A 296-nucleotide genomic window follows, 5' to 3' on the forward strand; every position below is an offset into this window, starting at 1 on the left:
AAAACACTAAGGACAGTCAAACCACGACCATTACGGTTCAGGCAGGTCAGCCAACCAATCCATTGGATAACTATAATGTTGCCTCTCCGACAGTGAACCCCGCTACTGCTGGTGATACGAGTGTCTCTGGTCACGTTGATCTAGAAACACCGATCCCTGACGGGACCACCTTCACCGCCGTTGTCACACTTCCTGATGGTTCAACGAAGACCGCAACGGTCAACCCTGACGGTTCCTTTACCGTTGATACCGGTACTTTAGCTGCCGATGAAATCATCGGTGTTAAGATTCAAGCA

General features: G+C 50.0%; 1 protein-coding gene. It reads left to right on the top strand.

The genetic code is table 11. The features are described from left to right. The coding region (locus tag ACKTR5_RS11735; RefSeq protein WP_407881695.1) for a hypothetical protein at positions 1-296 on the top strand (296 nt) is incomplete at both ends.

Source organism: Furfurilactobacillus entadae, assembly GCF_045862745.1.
Lineage (GTDB): Bacteria > Bacillota > Bacilli > Lactobacillales > Lactobacillaceae > Furfurilactobacillus > Furfurilactobacillus entadae.